The 13,665-nt window shown below is 75.4% G+C and carries 18 protein-coding genes; 7 read left to right on the top strand and 11 right to left on the bottom strand.

All coding sequences use genetic code 11. The features are described from left to right. Positions 1 to 50: 50 nt before the first annotated feature. The 7 genes from AC1VL8_RS00395 to rpmB all read right to left on the bottom strand — a co-directional run bounded on the left by AC1VL8_RS00395 (position 51) and on the right by rpmB (position 2,197). Positions 51 to 773 (bottom strand): alpha/beta hydrolase family protein, encoded by a 723-nt coding sequence (locus AC1VL8_RS00395; RefSeq protein WP_483073702.1) that lies wholly within the window; start codon positions 771 to 773, stop codon positions 51 to 53. A gap of 148 nt (positions 774 to 921) precedes the next feature. Then, a complete protein-coding gene (rpmF, locus tag AC1VL8_RS00390) occupies positions 922 to 1,092 on the bottom strand; it encodes a 50S ribosomal protein L32 (protein WP_483073701.1) in 171 nt (56 codons plus the stop codon). Continuing rightward, positions 1,092 to 1,214 carry a type B 50S ribosomal protein L36 gene (gene ykgO / locus AC1VL8_RS00385; RefSeq protein ID WP_389230762.1) on the bottom strand — a complete coding sequence of 41 codons (123 nt, stop codon included), beginning with the start codon at positions 1,212 to 1,214 and terminating at the stop codon, positions 1,092 to 1,094. The genes rpmF and ykgO overlap by 1 nt, the downstream gene beginning before the upstream one ends. Next, positions 1,211 to 1,474, bottom strand: coding sequence for a type B 50S ribosomal protein L31 (locus tag AC1VL8_RS00380; RefSeq protein WP_483073700.1), 264 nt, complete (start codon positions 1,472 to 1,474; stop codon positions 1,211 to 1,213). Before AC1VL8_RS00380 ends, ykgO begins: the two co-directional genes overlap by 4 nt. 10 nt (positions 1,475 to 1,484) lie before the next feature. Further along, complete coding sequence (rpsN, locus tag AC1VL8_RS00375; RefSeq protein WP_483073699.1) at positions 1,485 to 1,790, bottom strand: 30S ribosomal protein S14; 306 nt, start codon at positions 1,788 to 1,790, stop codon at positions 1,485 to 1,487. Positions 1,791 to 1,793: 3 nt separating this feature from the next. Then, positions 1,794 to 1,961, bottom strand: a complete 168-nt coding sequence (gene rpmG, locus AC1VL8_RS00370) for a 50S ribosomal protein L33 (protein ID WP_389230753.1) — start codon at positions 1,959 to 1,961, stop codon at positions 1,794 to 1,796. Beyond that, complete coding sequence (gene rpmB / locus AC1VL8_RS00365; protein WP_389230750.1) at positions 1,961 to 2,197, bottom strand: 50S ribosomal protein L28; 237 nt, start codon at positions 2,195 to 2,197, stop codon at positions 1,961 to 1,963. Before rpmB ends, rpmG begins: the two co-directional genes overlap by 1 nt. Before the next feature lie 52 nt (positions 2,198 to 2,249). Between rpmB and AC1VL8_RS00360 the strand changes: the two genes are divergently transcribed. Then, positions 2,250 to 3,566, top strand: coding sequence for a GTP-binding protein (locus tag AC1VL8_RS00360; RefSeq protein ID WP_483073698.1), 1,317 nt, complete (start codon positions 2,250 to 2,252; stop codon positions 3,564 to 3,566). Continuing rightward, positions 3,536 to 3,805, top strand: coding sequence for a DUF7218 family protein (locus AC1VL8_RS00355; RefSeq protein WP_483073697.1), 270 nt, complete (start codon positions 3,536 to 3,538; stop codon positions 3,803 to 3,805). The genes AC1VL8_RS00360 and AC1VL8_RS00355 overlap by 31 nt, the downstream gene beginning before the upstream one ends. A gap of 24 nt (positions 3,806 to 3,829) precedes the next feature. Here AC1VL8_RS00355 and AC1VL8_RS00350 read toward each other — a convergent pair whose 3' ends face one another. Further along, entirely contained in the window at positions 3,830 to 4,747 is a 918-nt protein-coding gene (locus AC1VL8_RS00350) for a metal ABC transporter substrate-binding protein (protein WP_483073696.1), read from the bottom strand. A gap of 124 nt (positions 4,748 to 4,871) precedes the next feature. Next, complete coding sequence (gene aztD, locus AC1VL8_RS00345) at positions 4,872 to 6,155, bottom strand: zinc metallochaperone AztD (protein ID WP_483073695.1); 1,284 nt, start codon at positions 6,153 to 6,155, stop codon at positions 4,872 to 4,874. A gap of 162 nt (positions 6,156 to 6,317) precedes the next feature. Between aztD and AC1VL8_RS00340 the strand changes: the two genes are divergently transcribed. Next, positions 6,318 to 8,090: a cation:proton antiporter gene (locus AC1VL8_RS00340; protein ID WP_483073694.1), complete on the top strand. Its 1,773-nt coding sequence runs from the start codon at positions 6,318 to 6,320 to the stop codon at positions 8,088 to 8,090. Between the two features lie 24 nt (positions 8,091 to 8,114). Here AC1VL8_RS00340 and AC1VL8_RS00335 read toward each other — a convergent pair whose 3' ends face one another. After that, positions 8,115 to 8,780 (bottom strand): DUF305 domain-containing protein, encoded by a 666-nt coding sequence (locus AC1VL8_RS00335; protein WP_483073693.1) that lies wholly within the window; start codon positions 8,778 to 8,780, stop codon positions 8,115 to 8,117. Next, positions 8,777 to 9,418, bottom strand: coding sequence for a DUF3105 domain-containing protein (locus tag AC1VL8_RS00330; protein WP_389230729.1), 642 nt, complete (start codon positions 9,416 to 9,418; stop codon positions 8,777 to 8,779). Before AC1VL8_RS00330 ends, AC1VL8_RS00335 begins: the two co-directional genes overlap by 4 nt. A gap of 220 nt (positions 9,419 to 9,638) precedes the next feature. Between AC1VL8_RS00330 and AC1VL8_RS00325 the strand changes: the two genes are divergently transcribed. From AC1VL8_RS00325 to AC1VL8_RS00310, 4 genes are read left to right on the top strand one after another with little or no spacing between them, the layout of a single operon-like run. Next, positions 9,639 to 11,606 carry a glycosyltransferase family 2 protein gene (locus tag AC1VL8_RS00325; protein WP_483073692.1) on the top strand — a complete coding sequence of 656 codons (1,968 nt, stop codon included), beginning with the start codon at positions 9,639 to 9,641 and terminating at the stop codon, positions 11,604 to 11,606. A gap of 11 nt (positions 11,607 to 11,617) precedes the next feature. After that, on the top strand, positions 11,618 to 11,953 hold the full coding sequence (locus AC1VL8_RS00320) for an STAS domain-containing protein (protein ID WP_483073691.1): 336 nt from the start codon (positions 11,618 to 11,620) through the stop codon (positions 11,951 to 11,953). Further along, positions 11,950 to 12,387 (top strand): ATP-binding protein, encoded by a 438-nt coding sequence (locus AC1VL8_RS00315; protein WP_483076162.1) that lies wholly within the window; start codon positions 11,950 to 11,952, stop codon positions 12,385 to 12,387. The genes AC1VL8_RS00320 and AC1VL8_RS00315 overlap by 4 nt, the downstream gene beginning before the upstream one ends. A gap of 49 nt (positions 12,388 to 12,436) precedes the next feature. Continuing rightward, positions 12,437 to 13,624: a PP2C family protein-serine/threonine phosphatase gene (locus AC1VL8_RS00310; RefSeq protein ID WP_483073690.1), complete on the top strand. Its 1,188-nt coding sequence runs from the start codon at positions 12,437 to 12,439 to the stop codon at positions 13,622 to 13,624. The last annotated feature ends 41 nt before the right edge of the window (positions 13,625 to 13,665 follow it).

Raw genomic sequence — 13,665 nt, 5'->3', positions numbered from 1 at the left:
GCCGCGAGGTCGAGGGTTTGCGAGGCCGCCGGGCGGCGAAACCCTCGACCTCAGCGGCCGGGGGGTGAGGGCTGGGGGAGCGTGGCGCGGAGCCAGGGGAGGACGGCGGCCGTCACCGCGGCGAGGTCGCGGCGCAGGGCGTGGTCGCCGGGGACCGTGACCACCGTGCGGCCCGGGGTCGGCGGCGGGGTGCCGTAGGGGTCGCGGTCGCCCTGGACGACCAGGACCGGCACGTCGACAGCGTCGAGCTCGGGGAGCCGGCTCGGCGCGTCCGGGCGGCCCGGCGGCCGCGTCGGGAACGCCAGGCACAGCACCCCCGCCGCTCCGGTGTCGGACGCGGTGCGGCAGGCGGTCCGCGCGCCCGCCGACCGGCCGCCGGTGACCAGTGGTCCGTCGAGCACGTGCGCCCGCAGGTGCGCCACGACCGCCGCCCACGCGGAGTCGAGCGCCGGTCCGCGGGGCCCGACGCGGCGCCCCGCGACCCGGTAGGGCTGCTCGACCAGCACGACCGCCAGGCCCAGCTCCGTCGCCGCGGCGGTCACCGCGACGAGGTCCGGGGCGCCGATGCCGCCCCCCGCGCCGTGCCCGAGCACCAGCGCGCCCGGGACCGAGACGCGGGCGTCCGGGCCGGGCGAGTCGGGGCAGGGTGGGTCGTGGCGGGGTGAGTCGCGGCCGGGCGCGACGCCGGCGGGCAGGAACAGGTGCCCGCGGGCGAGCCCCTGCGGCGTCTCGACGTCGACCACGCGGTCCGGCACGGCCAGCTCCTCCGTCACCCGCGCCACGCTACCCACCCACCCGCGCGGCGCCGTTCGCCGAGGGCGGTGGAGACACCACGAGGGCGCAACCCGTGGGTTGCGCCCTCGTGGTGTCGGTTGCGCCCTCGCGGGCAGCGGCGCGGCGGGAGCGGGTGGGTGGGATGGGTCAGGTGGGGGTGACGAGGCCGCGCTCGATCGCGCGGGCCAGGCGGCGGGGGGCCTCGACGACGCGGCCGTCGGGGGTGCGGACCGGGGTCAGCGGGACGGGCGTCGCCTTCCACCGGCTGCGGCGCGACCGGGTGTTGCTGCGGGAGAGCTTCCGCTTCGGGACGGCCATCAGCCCTGCCTCGCCTTCCAGCGCGGGTTCTTCTTGTTGATGACGAAGGTCTTCCCGTGGCGGCGCACTACGATCGAGCCCTCCTTCTGCTTCAGCGAGCGCAGGGACGCGCGGACCTTCATCGGGGCTCCTCGGGGGTGGTCTGGCCGTAGCGGCGGCGGAACTTCTCGACGCGGCCGGCGGTGTCCAGGACGCGCGACCGGCCCGTGTAGAACGGGTGGCTCGCCGAAGAGACCTCGACGTCGACGACGGGGTAGGTGTTCCCGTCGGTCCAGACGACGGTCGCGTCGGACGTCACGGTCGAGCGGGTGAGGAACGCGAAGTCCGCGGAGGCGTCGCGGAACACGACGGGGTGGTACTCGGGGTGGATGCCGGGCTTCATGGGGTGCTCCTCACCAGCTCGACTTCGTGACACCGGGCAGCTCGCCGCGGTGGGCCATCGCGCGCATCCGGACGCGGGACAGGCCGAACTTCCCCACGTAGCCGCGGGGTCGGCCGTCGGCGACGTCGCGGTTGCGCACGCGGGTGGGCGAGGCGTCGCGGGGCAGGGCCTGCAGCGCGGTGCGGGCGGCGACGCGCTCCGCCTCGCTCCGGTGCGGGTCGACGGACGCGGCCTTGAGCTCGAGGCGGCGTGCGGCGTACCGGGCGACGACCTCCTTGCGCTGCTCGTTGCGGGCGATCTTGCTCTTCTTGGCCATCTCTCAGCGCTCCTCGCGGAAGTCGACGTGCCGGCGGACGACCGGGTCGTACTTCTTCAGCACGAGGCGCTCGGGGTCGTTGCGGCGGTTCTTGCGGGTGACGTAGGTGGATCCGGTCCCGGCGGTCGAGCGGAGCTTGATGACCGGGCGCAGGTCGGCGGTGCGGGCCATCAGACCTTCTCCCCGCGGGCGAGGATCCGGGCGACGACGACCTCGATGCCGAGCCGGTCGATCGTCTTGATGCCGCGGGCGCTGACGGTCAGCCGGACGTGCCGGCCGAGCGAGGGCACCCAGTAGCGCTTGTGCTGGATGTTCGGGTCGAACCGGCGCTTGGTCCGGCGGTGGGAGTGGGAGATGGAGTGGCCGAACCCGGGGGAGGTGCCCAGGACCTGGCAGTGAGCGGACATGCGAGGACTATACGTAATGAGAATCAGTCCCGACAAGCGCTAGAGTGCCGCCATGCGCGTGCTCCGTGACCCCAAGCCCCTGGTGGTGCTCGCCACCGTCGACCCCCTGCTGCGCGACGCCGTCGCCTTCGGCGTCGTGATGGACCGGCCCCGGACCGTCGTCCTGCGGCACGACATCGTGGACGGCCCCGAGGGCGGCGGGATCCGCCGCGTCGTCGCCGACGCCGGTGGCGTCATCGAGGACGTGCTCGTCCCGCTGGAGCACGCCTGCCTCAGCTGCTCGGTGCGCGAGGACGCGGTGCCGACGCTCGAGCGGCTCGCCCGCGACCCCCGGTGGGACGCCGTGGTCCTGGCGCTCCCGGTGTCGGCCGAGTCGCTGCCGGTCACGCGCGCGCTCGGGTGGGCCACGCGGCGCGGCGGCGGGTTGCGCAGCCTGCGGCTCTCCCGGGTGGTGGCCGCGCTGGACCTCGCGACCTTCGCCGACGACCTGCTCGGCGACGACCTGCTCGACGAGCGAGGGCTCGCGCTCACCCAGGACGACGGTCGCGCGGTCGGCGAGGCGCTCGCGGCCCAGGTCGGGCACGCCGACGTCGTGCTGGTCGCGGGCGACCCCGCGGAGCACCCGGTCGCGTCCGACCTGCTCGACCACGTCCGTGCCGCCGACGGCGCCCGCGTCGACGGCATCTACGCCGCCGACGCCGACGTGCTGTTCGCCGCCGCGCACGACGTCCGCGCGGGCGACCGCCGGCTCGACCCCCTGCACGTCGCCCCCGTGCCCGGCGCCCCGACCGGCAACGGCGTGTGGACCCTCGAGCTCGCCGCCGACCGGCCGATGCACCCCGAGCGGCTGGTCGAGGACGTCGCCAGGCTCGGCCAGGGCGCCTACCGCAGCCGGGGGCACTTCTGGGTGCCGAGCCGCCCGGACTCGGTCTGCGTCTGGGACGGCGCGGGCGGGCAGCTGCAGCGTCGGCGCGCTCGGCACCTGGGGTCGGCGGACGCCGGGCACCCGGCTCGTGCTCACCGGGGTCGAGGACGTCCGGACCGACCTGCTCGCGGCGTTCGAGGACCTGCTGCTCACGCCCCAGGAGCACGCCCGCGGCCTCGCCCCGTGGCTCGGCGCACCGGACGCCCTGGCCCCCTGGCTCGGCGACCGCGCGGCCTGACCGCGTCCGTTCCCCTCCCGGGGTGGATCCATCCGGTGCGGCGCGCCGAAGCGTGGCGGCAGCCTCGTGCCACGGCGGCCCCGGGTGGATCCACCCCGGCGGTGGTTCGGGGTGCGCGGGCCGAGCGGTGCGGGCAACCTCGAGGGGACGGGCGTGTCGAGACGAGGAGGGCGTCGTGCCGCAGCGAGACCCCGGTCCCAGCGTGAAGGACGCGGAGCTCTACGAGGAGCTCCGCGATGAGGGCAACAGCAAGGAGAAGTCCGCGCGGATCGCCAACGCGGCGGCGGCGCGCGGTCGGTCGGCGGTCGGGCGCGCGGGCGGGGAGTCCGGGTCGTACGAGGACTGGACCGTCGCGGACCTGCGCCGCCGGGCCGCCGAGATCGGAGTCTCGGGCCGGTCGACGATGCGCAAGGCCGCCCTGATCGACGCGCTCCGGAACCACTGACGCCGACGCTTCACCCCGCAGGGATCAGGGGGTGCAGGCGAGGCCGGTGGTGAGGGCGTCGAGGTTCGCGCGCATGATCGTGAGGTAGTCGCGGTCGTCGTCCTCGGCCAGGCCCTCGAGGGGGTCGAGGACGGCGGTGGCGACGCCGAGCTCGTCGGCGAGGGTCCGGGTGACCTTCGGGCTGGCGAGCACCTCGAAGAACAGGGTCCGCACACCCTCGGCCTCGACGGTGACGGCGACGTCGCGCAGGCGGGCGGGGGACGGTTCGACCTCGGGGTCGATGCCGCTGATCCCGACCTGGTGCAGGCCGTAGCGCTGCGCGAGGTAGCCGAACGCCTCGTGCGACGCCACCAGAGTGGCGCCCGCGCAGGCCGCGAGGCCGTCGGCGAGCTCGGCGTCGAGCACGTCCAGGTCGGCGGCGAGGTCGTCGGCGGACGCGGCGAACTCCGCGGCGTGCTCCGGGTCGACCTCGGCGAGCGCGTCCGCGACCTGGTGCGCGACGGCGGCCAGGCGGGTGGGGTCCAGCCAGAAGTGCGGGTCGAGGGCGTCGGAGCCGCCAGCGCCCGGGTCCACGCCGTCGGGGCCGGCCTCGAGCGCGGCGGCCTCCGCGGCGTCGACGACGTGCTCCGGCCCGGTGGACGCGACGGCCTCGTCGGTCGCGGCCTGGAACCCCGAGAGGTAGACGACGAGGTCCGCGTCGCCGAGGCCCGCGACCGCGCTCAGGGACAGCTCGAGGTCGTGGGACTCGCCGCCGGGCGGGGTCAGCGAGCGGACGTCGACGTGCTCGCCGCCGACCCGCTCGGCGACGAACTGGAGGGGGTAGAACGCGGCGACGACGTCGTGGGTGCCGTCGTCGCCGCTGCTGCCGGGAGAGCAGGCCGCGACTCCGGTGACGACGAGGGCGGTCAGCGCTGCGGCGGCGATGCGGGCGGTGCGGGGCACGGGAGGTCCTTCCGGGGTGGGACGACGCCCCGGGTGGATCCACCGGCCCGACACGCATGGGCGTGTCCGACCGGGTGGATCCACCCGGGGCTGAGAGGGGGAGGGGGCGAAGGGGGGTGGAGCGTCAGTGGGTGTGGGTGCCGTGCTCGGGGGCCGCGCCGGAGACGCTGGTGAGCTCGTTCGGGGTGACCTCGAGGGTGGTGGACAGCCAGACCTCGCCGGTCGCGATGTCGACCGCGTGCACGGACGCCGTGGCGGGGTCGGTGATGTAGGCGGAGCCGTCGAGCACGGTGATCGCCGGGCGCGGGTCCTGCCACGTCTCGGACTCCTCCCACGCGTCGATCACGGGGATCGAGCGGACGAGGGTGCCGGACTCGGGGTCGATGACGTGCAGGGCGCCGTCGGTGCCGAGCACCAGCGCCTCGCCGGCGTCGCCGCGGGCGAGCGAGCGGAACGTGTACGACGACGGCAGGTCGACGAGCCGCAGGGACGCGTCGCGGGTGTCGATCAGGGACACGCGGGTCGGACGCTCGAGGTCGGCGTCGGGGTCGGACTTGTAGTCGCCGAGCACGATCGGGGAGGACTCGGTGCCGGCCTGGTTGCCGATGCGGCCGTAGGCGTCGGGCGCGGCGACCTTGGCGATGGTGCCGCCGGCGTAGACGACGGCGCCGTCCTCGCAGCCGATGACGACGGCCTCGTCGGCGGCGACGGCCTCGCCGTGCACGCCGGGGCAGGTGTCGTTCGCGGCGATCTCGGTGCCCTCGGCGTCGAGGACGCGGATGCCGGTGCGGGCGTCCTCGGTGCCCTCGGAGACGACGAGCGTGCCGTCGGTGAGCTCGACCGCGACGCCGTGGTGCGCGGCGGGCAGCGTGACGTCGCGGGTGTCGGCGTCCGGGTCGGCGAGGTCGCCGGAGTCGAGGACGGTGACCGTGCCGGTGCCGTCGTCGAACAGCGCGGTGCGGCCCTCGTGCACGACGACGTGGCCGGGCTTCTCGGCGGCCCAGGTGACGTCGGTGAGCACCGGGTCGCTGGTGTACGAGTGCGTGTGGTCGCCGTGCGGCTCGGTCCAGGTGCCCGCGTCGAGGATCTGGAAGCCGCCGGTGGTCGACACGGCGACGTGCCGGTTGTCGCCGACGCCGTTCAGCCGGTTGAAGCCGTCGAGCGGGATGTCCGCGACGAGCTCGAGGGTGGACGCGTCGAGCACCTGGATGCCGCCGTCGTAGGTGAGCGCGAGGCGCGGCTTGGCGGTGGCGACCTCGGTCGCGGCGGGGGCGGCGGCGGTCTCGTCGGCGGTGGCGGACGGCGCGGCGGACGTGCCGTTCTGGGCGCACGCGGCGAGGAGGGTGACGGACAGCCCGAGGCCGAGGGCCGCGGCGACGCGGGGTCGGGGGCGGGTGGTGGCGTTCATGGCGGTGACGCTAGCACAACTGATTCTCAGTCTCAGTAAGCGATCCGCACAGCGGACCGGGGTGAGGTCGCTGGTGGCGGGCCCGGAGCACGTAGCCTCGACCCGGAGGAGGCGGCGCCCGCGGCGCCGTCGGACGCAGCGGCGACGACAGGAGCGCGGGCGATGGACCTGCTGATGATCGGGGTGATCGCCGCCGTCGCGGTGGTGACGGTGACGGCGCTCGCGCCGCGGGTCGGGGTGTCGGCGCCGCTGCTGCTCGTGGTGCTCGGCGTGCTCATCAGCCTGGTGCCGGCGGTGCCCGCGGTCGAGATCGAGCCCGAGTGGATCCTCGGCGTGGTGCTGCCGCCGCTGCTGTACGCGACCTCGGTGTCGATGCCGACGATGGACTTCCGCCGCGACCTGACGGCGATCAGCGGGCTGTCGGTGCTGCTGGTCGTCGTGACGTCGGTGGCCCTCGGCCTGCTGTTCTCCTGGTTGATCCCCGGCGTCTCGCTGGCGACCGGCATCGCGCTCGGCGCCGTCATCAGCCCGACGGACGCGGTCGCGACGTCGATCGTCCGCCGGTCCGGGGTCAGTCCCCGGGTGGTCACCGTGCTCGAGGGCGAGAGCCTGCTCAACGACGCCTCCGCCCTCGTGCTGCTGCGGTCCGCGATCGTCGCCACCGCGGCGTCCGTGACCCTGTGGGAGGTCGCCACGGACTTCGTGTTCGCGGTGGCGGTCGCGGTGCTGATCGGCGCCGTCGTCGGCAAGGTCAGCCTGTGGGTCCGGGCCCGGGTGGCCGACCCGCACCTGACCACCGCGATCTCGTTCATCGTGCCGTTCGTCGCGTACATCCCTGCCGAGCACCTGGACGCGTCCGGGCTGGTCGCGACCGTCGCCGCCGGGCTGGTCGCGGGCACCGGCAGCGTCCGGCTGCGGCCGCAGGACCGCATCGCGGAGGCGGCGAACTGGCGCACGCTGGAGCTGCTGCTCGAGGGGGCGGTGTTCCTGCTGATGGGACTCGAGCTGTACGGACTGGTCGTCGAGGTCCGCGACGACCACGGCAGCCTGTGGGTGGCCCTCGGGCTCGGGGCGCTGGCGGCCACGGTGGTGCTGCTGGTGCGGACCGGGTACGTCGCGTTCCTGCTCGCGACGCTGTCCCGGCGGGCGCGGCGCGGCGAGTCGGCCCGCGGGTTCCTCACCGCGATGAACGACCGGGTGGACGCGATCGGCGACCTGCGGCGCGAGGACCTGGCGGCGCTGCGCCTCCCGGGACGGCCGCCGGGCGACGAGGGCGGGCGGGGCCCGCGCGCCGCGGGGCGCACCGAGCGCCTGCGCACCCGGATCACCCGCCGGATCGCGGACCTCGACTACCTGCGGGCCGAGCCGCTGGGTCCGCGCGAGGGCGCGGTGCTGGTGTGGGCGGGGATGCGGGGCGTCGTCACCCTGGCCGCCGCGCAGTCGCTGCCGTCCGACACCCCGCACCGGGCACTGCTCGTGCTGGTGGCGTTCGTGGTCGCGGCGGGCACGCTGCTGGTGCAGGGCGGGACGCTGGGCTGGCTGGTGCGCCGGCTCGGGCTCGCGCGCGACGGCGCCGAGGACCGCGCGGACCTGGACCGCCTGGTGGGGGAGATGGCGCAGGCCGCGGGCGACCTGCTCGGCAGCGCGGACCTGCGCCGGCCCGACGGCACCCCGTACTCCCCGGACGTGCTGGACAAGGCCCGCCGCCTGACGGCCCGCCAGGGCGCCGAGGTCGACGAGGACGCCGACGCCGAGGCGGACCGCACGTCGGTGGCCGCGCAGTACCGGGAACTGCGGCTCGCGGTGCTCGAGGCGCAGCGCGCGGCCCTGCTGCGGGTGCGCGACCTCGGCACCGCGAGCTCCGGGGCGCTGACCGAGGCGCTGAAGGTGCTGGACGCCGACCAGATCAGCCTGGAGCTGCGCACCCGCGACTGACGCCGGGTGCCTGCGCGCCGCGGGTCACGCCAGCGGCCCGCCCCGCGCGTCGAGCATGTCGTGCAGCACCCGCAGCTCGCGCTCCTGCGCGGTCACGATGCCGCGGGCGAGCGCGACCACCTGCGGTCGCTGCGCGTGGTCGACGGCGTACTGCGCCATCTCCACGCCGCCCTCGTGGTGCGGGATCATCAGCTCGAGGAACAGCCGGTCGGCGTCGGTGCCGGTCGCGGCAGTGAGCCGGGCCAGGTCCGCGCGGGACACCCACCCGGGCATCGCGGCGTAGCCGGCGTCGCCCGCCCCGGGGGTGGCGGACCCGTCGGCGTGCCCGTGCTCCCCGTCCATCCAGGCCATCACGGGCGCGGACGAGGCCGCGGGCAGCCCCCAGGTCGCGAGCCAGCCGGCCATCTGGCCGATCTGGTTCTGCTGGGTGAGCAGGATGTCGAGGGCGACGGTGCGCACCTCCTCGTCGGTGCTCCGGTCGCGGACCAGCACGGCGAGCTCGACGGCCTGCGCGTGGTGCGCCTGCATGTCCCGGGCGAACCCGGCGTCGACGGAGGCCTCGGACGCGGCGGTCAGTGCGGGCTGCCGCGCGAGCACCGCCCCGCCCAGACCGCCGAGCACGAGGGCCGCCACGGCGACGACCACGAGCACGCCGCGCCCGGGGAGGCCGGTGCCGGTGCGGTCGGTCACGCCGGGACGCCCACGCCGTTCGAGCAGGGCGCGCCGACCTCGGCGAGCTCGGGGTTCAGCAGGTACTTCTGGACGAACACCGGCAGGCGCTCGTCGTCGGCGGAGTCGAGCTGCAGCTGGTAGCCCCAGGCGCTCACCGCGACGGGCGAGCCGAGGCCCTCGTACGGGGACACCAGGACGTAGGACTGGTTCGCGGCCAGGGCCTCGAGGGTGGCGACCTGGTCGGCGGGCAACGACGGGTCGTAGGTGATCCACACCGCGCCGTGCTCGAGGGAGTGCACGGCGTTCTCGTTCGGCACCGGCTCGGTGTAGACGCCGCAGTTCAGCCACGCCGCGGCGTGGTCCCCGCCGACGGGCGGCGTCTGCGGGTAGTCGACCGTGGTGGTCACGTGGTTGAACGTGAGGCCGTCGAACTGCTCGACGCCCTCGATGTCCGCGTCCGCCTGCGCCTGCACCGCGGCGCGGTCGCGCGCGGCACCCACCAGGACGAAGCCGGCGATCCCGACGAGGGCGAGCACGAGCACCCCGGCGACGGAGCCGATCACGATCGTGCGGCGGCGCTCGGACCGACGCTGCTCGGCGCGGACGGCGGCCAGGCGGGCCTGGCGCTCGGCCGCGGAGGGCTTGCGGTCGGGCATGGGAACTCCTCGGGTGGGGCGGCGCGGCGCGGTCGCGCCGGTCGGTCCGCAGAGATTACTTGAAGAATCTACTAATGCCCAGGCTCGGTGGGCAGCCCGGGCGCCCCCGGCGCGCGCCGACGCGCTGCGGACCCGACCCGTCGGTAGGGTCGCGCGGGGGACGACGTCGCGGGACCCCGCCGCGGCGCCGGGGGAGGAGAACGCATGAGGCAGCGAGCTCGTGCTGCGGGTCGTCGTCACGGTGACGCTGGTCCTCGGGCTGAACTACGTGGTCTGGCGCTGGCTGGACTCGGTCAACTGGTCGGCCTGGTGGATCGCCGTGCCGCTCGTGATCGCCGAGACCTACTCGTTCATCGACGTCGGCCTGTTCGGCATGACGATGTGGCGGGCCCGCCGGCGCGAGGCCCCGCCCGCCCCGCCCGAGGACCTGACCGTCGACGTGTTCGTCACCACGTACGACGAGCCCGTGGACCTGGTGATGGCCACGGCCGTCGCGGCCCGGGACATCCGCTACCCGCACCGCACGTGGGTGCTGGACGACGGCGGCCGGCCGGAGCTGGCCGCGGCCGCGCGCGCCGCGGGGGTCGGCTACATCGAGCGCTCCGAGGACTGGGTCGACCGTCCCCGGCACGCGAAGGCCGGCAACCTCAACAACGCGCTGTTCGTCACCGAGGGCGAGTTCCTGCTCATCCTCGACGCCGACCAGATCCCCGACCCCGCGATCCTCGACCGCACGCTCGGCTACTTCGAGGACGACCGGGTCGCGCTCGTCCAGACCCCCCAGTTCTTCACCAACGTCACCGAGGCCGACCCGCTCGGCAGCCAGGCGCCGCTGTTCTACGGCCCGATCCAGCAGGGCAAGGACGGCTGGAACGCCGCGTTCTTCTGCGGGTCCAACGCCGTGCTGCGCCGGGACGCCCTCATGCAGCTCGGCCTGGTCGGCTACGTCCGCGAGACGGAGCGGTCGGTCCGTGAGGCGCTGCACGCGTCGCGCCGGCTGCTCGCGCAGGCGCAGAGGACCGCCCCGGACGCGACCCAGGCCGCGGTCCTGCACGAGGTCCAGGAGGCCGCGGCGCAGGCGCTCGGCGCGCTGGACGCCGGCGAGCCGCTGTCGGACGTGACCTACGGGTTCCAGCGTCGGGTGGACGCGATCTCCGCCTCGGTCGTCGCCCAGGACGTCGCGAGCATCGAGGCGGACCTCGCGGCCATCGCGGCGCTGCCGATCGCCCGGGACGACCAGATCGGCGCCGTCGTGGTGGACGAGCCCGCGCTGGCCCGGCTCGCGGACCGCGAGTGGTCGCCGATCGGCGCGATCGAGTCGGTGCAGGCGCTGGTGCGGGCGGTCGACGTCGACCGGTCCGGCGAGGCGCAGGCCGTGATGCCGGTGGCGACGCTGTCGGTCACCGAGGACATGGCGACCGCGATGCGGCTGCACGCCCTCGGCTGGCGGACCGTCTACCACCACGAGTCGCTCGCGCACGGCCTCGCGCCCGAGGACCTGGGCACGATGATGACCCAGCGGCTCCGGTGGGCCCAGGGGACCATGCAGGTGATGCTCAAGGAGAACCCCCTGGGCGTCCGCGGCCTCAAGGTCGGCCAGAAGCTCATGTACTTCGCGACGATGTGGTCGTACCTGTCGGGGTTCGCCGCGCTGGTGTACCTGGCGGCGCCGATCATCTTCCTGTGCTTCGGCGTGCTGCCGGTGACGGCGTGGACGGTCGACTTCTTCGTGCGGTTCATCCCGTTCTTCCTCGCGAGCCAGGTGCTGTTCCTGGTGGCGGCGCGCGGCGTGCGCACCTGGCGCGGGCAGCAGTACGCGCTGGCCCTGTTCCCGGTGTGGATCAAGGCGGTGTGGACGGCCGCGGCGAACGTGTGGTTCGGTCGGCCCCTGGGCTTCGCGGTCACCCCGAAGGTGCGGCCCTCCGGGGCCACCGCCTCGTGGCGGCTGGTGTGGCCGCAGCTGCTCGCGATGGTGCTGCTGGTCGTCGCCGCGGTCGTCGGGGTCGTCCGGGCCTCGCTCGGGCTGTCCTGGTGGGTCGGCACGGCCGTGAACCTGGTCTGGGTGGTGTACGACCTGGTCGTGCTCAGCGTGGTGGTCCAGGCGCTGCGGTACCGCGGCTACACCGGCGCGGGCGCCACGCCCCCCGACCTGAGCGAGAACGCGGCGCGCACGCGCCGCGGGAACTGAGAGGACGACGCATGGAGCTGGTGACGGAGCAGGTCGGGACCGCGGGGGTGCTGCGGGTGCAGGGCCGGCTGACGATGGCCGCGGCCGGGGAGCTCAAGGCCGCGGTCGACGCCGAGATCGCGGCGGGCCGCCCGCTCGTCGTGGTCGACCTCGCCGGGACGACGTTCCTGGACTCGTCCGGGCTGGGCGCCCTGGTCGGCGGGCTGCGGGCCGCCCGCGCGGCCGGCGGCGACCTGCGGATCGCGCACGTCGGGCCCCAGGTCCGCACGGTCCTCGAGCTCACCACGATGGACCGGGTGCTCCGGCCCTACGCCACCGTCGAGGACGCGGTCGGTGACGGCCGCTGACGGGGCCGTCGAGCTTCCGGGTCGACGGGACCGCGGAGCCGGCGTGGCTCGACGACGTGCACGGCGCCCTCGCGCGCCTGTGGTCGGCCGCGCCCGACGTGCCGGAGCTCGACCGGCTGCGGTTCGAGACGGCGGTGATCGAGATCGCCACGAACATCGTCCGGCACACGGTTCCCGGCGCGGCGACGCCCGGTTCGACGACCCCCGCGGTCGTCCGCGCGACCGCCGTGCTGCGGGCCGTCCCGGGCCTGGTCGAGGCCGTGCTGTCCGACGACGGTGCCGAGGTGGAGGTCGACCTCGACCCCGCGCCCGTGGACGACCTGGCCGAGAGCGGCCGCGGCATCGCCCTGGTGCAGCGCGCGGTCGACACCCTCGAGCTCCGGCGGGTGGACGACCGGAACACCTGGCGGCTGACGCGGGTGCTGCCCGGGTGACACGCCGGTGCCGGGAGTCGCGCTCCCGCCTGGCTTAGGGTCGGAGGTGATGGGAACGACGACGACGGCACCAGCACCCCGCGAGCAGGACCGCCTCGCGGCGCTCCACCGGCTCGGGGTGCTCGACACCCCCGCGGAGGACCGCTTCGACCGGGTCGTCCGCCTGGCCCGCCAGCTGTTCGGCGTGTCCACGGCGATGGTGTCGCTCGTGGACCGCGAGGTCGTGGTGCACAAGGCGATGGCCGGGTTCGACGAGCGGGTGGTGCGGCGCGAGGACTCGTTCTGCAGCTCAGCGATCCAGGGCGCCGGGACGTTCGTCGTCGAGGACGCGTCGGTCGACCCGCGGTTCTCCGCGAGCCCGTTCGTGACCCCGGTCGACGGGATCCGGTTCTACGCGGGCCAGCCGCTCGTCGCCCCGGGCGGGTTCCGGGTGGGGACGCTGTGCATCGCCGACGAGACGCCGCGGGCGTTCGAGGCGGAGAGCGCGTCGCTGCTGCGCGACCTCGCGTCCTGGGTCGAGAAGGAGCTCGTGATCGACTCCGAGCTCGCGCGCGCCGCCGAGGTCCAGGCCGGGCTGCTGCCGCGCTCCGCCCCCGCGGTCCCGGGTTACCAGGTGTCGGGTGCCTGCCTGCCGAGCCTCGCCGTCGGCGGGGACTTCTACGACTGGGCGACGACGCCCGACGGCGGGCTGGTGCTGAGCCTGGTCGACGTGATGGGCAAGGGCGCGGCGGCGGGCATCCTCGCGGCGGCGATCCGAGCGGTGCTGCGTGGGTCCGCGTACGGGGCCGACGTGGCGCAGTCGCTGCTGCACGCCGGCGCGATCCTGCACTCCGACCTGTCGGGCGCGGGGGTGTTCGCCACCGCGTTCCACGCCGCGCTCGACCCCGGCACCGGCGAGGTCCGGTACGCGGACGCCGGGCACGGCCTGACCGTGCTGGTCCGGGCCGACGGCACCGACGAGCGGCTCGAGGCGACCGGCCTGCCGCTCGGCGTGCTCGACGAGCCGGCGCGCGAGCAGCGCACCGTGCACCTCGGCCCGGAGGACCTGCTGGTGACGTTCAGCGACGGGGTCCTGGACCTGGTGGACGGCACGCTCGGCGCGGTGCCGCGGGTGGTCGACGCCCTGCGCGGCGCCCCCTCCGCCGACGCGGCCGTGGAGGCCGTGCTGCGGCTGTCGGTCGGCGTGGCCGACCGGCCGGACGACCTGACGGTGGTGGCGGTCCGCCGGGACGGCTGACGGGCGGGATGCCGGACCGGGTGGCGCCGACCACCCGGGGG

Source organism: Cellulomonas sp. KU4C (assembly GCF_056868065.1).
The sequence above is the reverse complement of the archived record's forward strand: the minus strand, read 5'-3'. Positions and strand labels throughout refer to the sequence as shown.

Coding starts and splice junctions, on each gene's coding strand:
- AC1VL8_RS00340 (WP_483073694.1), top strand. CDS start 6,318: ATGGACCTGCTGATGATCGGGGTGATCGCCGCCGTCGCGGTGGTGACG.
- rpmF (WP_483073701.1), bottom strand. CDS start 1,092: ATGGCCGTCCCGAAGCGGAAGCTCTCCCGCAGCAACACCCGGTCGCGC.
- AC1VL8_RS00310 (WP_483073690.1), top strand. CDS start 12,437: ATGGGAACGACGACGACGGCACCAGCACCCCGCGAGCAGGACCGCCTC.
- rpsN (WP_483073699.1), bottom strand. CDS start 1,790: ATGGCCAAGAAGAGCAAGATCGCCCGCAACGAGCAGCGCAAGGAGGTC.
- AC1VL8_RS00330 (WP_389230729.1), bottom strand. CDS start 9,418: ATGCCCGACCGCAAGCCCTCCGCGGCCGAGCGCCAGGCCCGCCTGGCC.
- AC1VL8_RS00360 (WP_483073698.1), top strand. CDS start 2,250: ATGCGCGTGCTCCGTGACCCCAAGCCCCTGGTGGTGCTCGCCACCGTC.
- AC1VL8_RS00380 (WP_483073700.1), bottom strand. CDS start 1,474: ATGAAGCCCGGCATCCACCCCGAGTACCACCCCGTCGTGTTCCGCGAC.
- ykgO (WP_389230762.1), bottom strand. CDS start 1,214: ATGAAGGTCCGCGCGTCCCTGCGCTCGCTGAAGCAGAAGGAGGGCTCG.
- aztD (WP_483073695.1), bottom strand. CDS start 6,155: ATGAACGCCACCACCCGCCCCCGACCCCGCGTCGCCGCGGCCCTCGGC.
- rpmG (WP_389230753.1), bottom strand. CDS start 1,961: ATGGCCCGCACCGCCGACCTGCGCCCGGTCATCAAGCTCCGCTCGACC.
- AC1VL8_RS00320 (WP_483073691.1), top strand. CDS start 11,618: ATGGAGCTGGTGACGGAGCAGGTCGGGACCGCGGGGGTGCTGCGGGTG.
- rpmB (WP_389230750.1), bottom strand. CDS start 2,197: ATGTCCGCTCACTGCCAGGTCCTGGGCACCTCCCCCGGGTTCGGCCAC.